Genomic DNA, 1,576 nt, shown 5'->3' on the forward strand with positions numbered 1-1,576 from the left:
GGGGTCTCTTCTCACGCAAACCTAAGGCGGAGAAGCCGTCCAAAGCCAACAAAAAGCCCGGCCGGCTGAAGCAAATCGGCCAGGTCTTCCAGATGACCCGGCGCAATGACCCGAACGTTGTCTGGTTCATGCTGCTGGCATTCCTCGGCATCGTCGCCGTGGGTCTGGTCATCGGCCTGCTGATCAACAACTGGGTCACGCTGCTGATCATCGCCATCCCGCTGGGCCTGCTGGCTGCCACCTTCATCCTGTCGCGCCGTGCCGAACGAGCGGCCTTCTCGCAGATCGAGGGCCAGCCCGGGGCATCCGGAGCGGCGCTGAGCGTGCTGCGCCGCGGCTGGATCCTGCAGGACCAACCGGTGGCCGTTAACCCGCGGACACAGGATGCCGTCTTCCGCGCCGTGGGCCGCCCGGGCATCGTGCTGGTCACCGAAGGCCCCTCGCACCGAGTGCGCCAGCTCGTTGAGTCCGAACGGCGCAGGCTGCGCCGCATCCTGCCCAATGTCACGATCCACGTGATCGAAACCGGCCGCGGCGAGGGCCAGGTGGAGCTGAGCAAGGTGGCAAAGACCGTGCAGAAGCTCAAGAAGGAACTGACCAAACAGGAAGTCAGCGCCGTGGACAAGCGGCTGTCGGCTTTGGGTGCCAACAAGCTGCCGATCCCGAAGGGTGTGGATCCGTTCAAGGCCCGCCCGGACCGCAAGGCCATGCGCGGACGCTGATCCTCTCCACGACAAACACGAAGGGCTGCCGGTTCTGTTACCGGCAGCCCTTCGTGTTTTGTCCAGGACCTGCGGTTCCGCCTCCGTTTGAGGTCCTCCCGCCTTCGTCCAGGGGTGCGTCGTCGTGCACTGCCTAGCGGCGCACCAGGACTGTTCCCATGGCCCGGTCGTGGAAGCCTCGCTGATCGGCGTCGAAAATAACCGCCGGGATGACCAGGCACAACAGAACCGTGCGGACGACGGCGGCAAGCAACCCCGGTGCAGTGCCGTCGAGTTTACGTACGTAGATGCCCAGCAGGCGGTGGCCGATGCTGTAGCCGAGCGTTCCCACCAGCAGCAGCTGTTCGACGGCGAACACGGCCAGGATGGCCAGCTGGGCGCCGCCCAAAAAGGCACTCGCGATGGCGTAACAGAGCAGCCAGTCAATCAGCAGCGCCACGATCCTGCGGCCCGGACGGGCAATCGAGCCGCCTCCGGATTGCGGGAGGCCGAGCCGTTGCCCGGGCCATTGCTGGATGTTGGGCTGCGGAGGGCCGTCAAGCCAGGAACCGATATCGCGTCTGCTTACCACCCTGCAAGTTTACCGTTCATACCCGGGGCAGGCTCCCCCGGCTGACGGCACGCCCGTCCCGCCCCACGGGCCCCGCCGGCCGGCCGGTCAAGCGCCAGCGCCACGGACGGTAAACTTGCAGTGCACATCGATTAAGTAACCTGCCCGAAACAATTGCGACACTGTCGGGAAATTCCCTGCTCCTATTGTTGTAACTGTTGCCGGCCCCGTACAGCGGAGGCAGGTTCCCCCAGAATGCGTAAGGAGCATGACCCGATGTTCAAGAATGCGGACGAGGTCCTCA

2 protein-coding genes are annotated in these 1,576 nt (G+C 64.8%); one reads left to right on the forward strand and one right to left on the reverse strand.

What is annotated here, in order from left to right; translation table 11 throughout:
* On the forward strand, positions 1-722 hold a 722-nt coding region (locus tag AC5RWT_RS37270), incomplete at its 5' end, for a DUF4191 domain-containing protein (RefSeq protein WP_494084599.1).
* 133 nt (positions 723-855) lie between these two features.
* Here AC5RWT_RS37270 and AC5RWT_RS37275 read toward each other — a convergent pair.
* Positions 856-1,293, reverse strand: a complete 438-nt coding sequence (locus AC5RWT_RS37275) for an RDD family protein (protein WP_494084600.1) — start codon at positions 1,291-1,293, stop codon at positions 856-858.
* Between the last annotated feature and the right edge of the window lie 283 nt (positions 1,294-1,576).

This window comes from Arthrobacter sp. Dra40 (genome assembly GCF_059091905.1).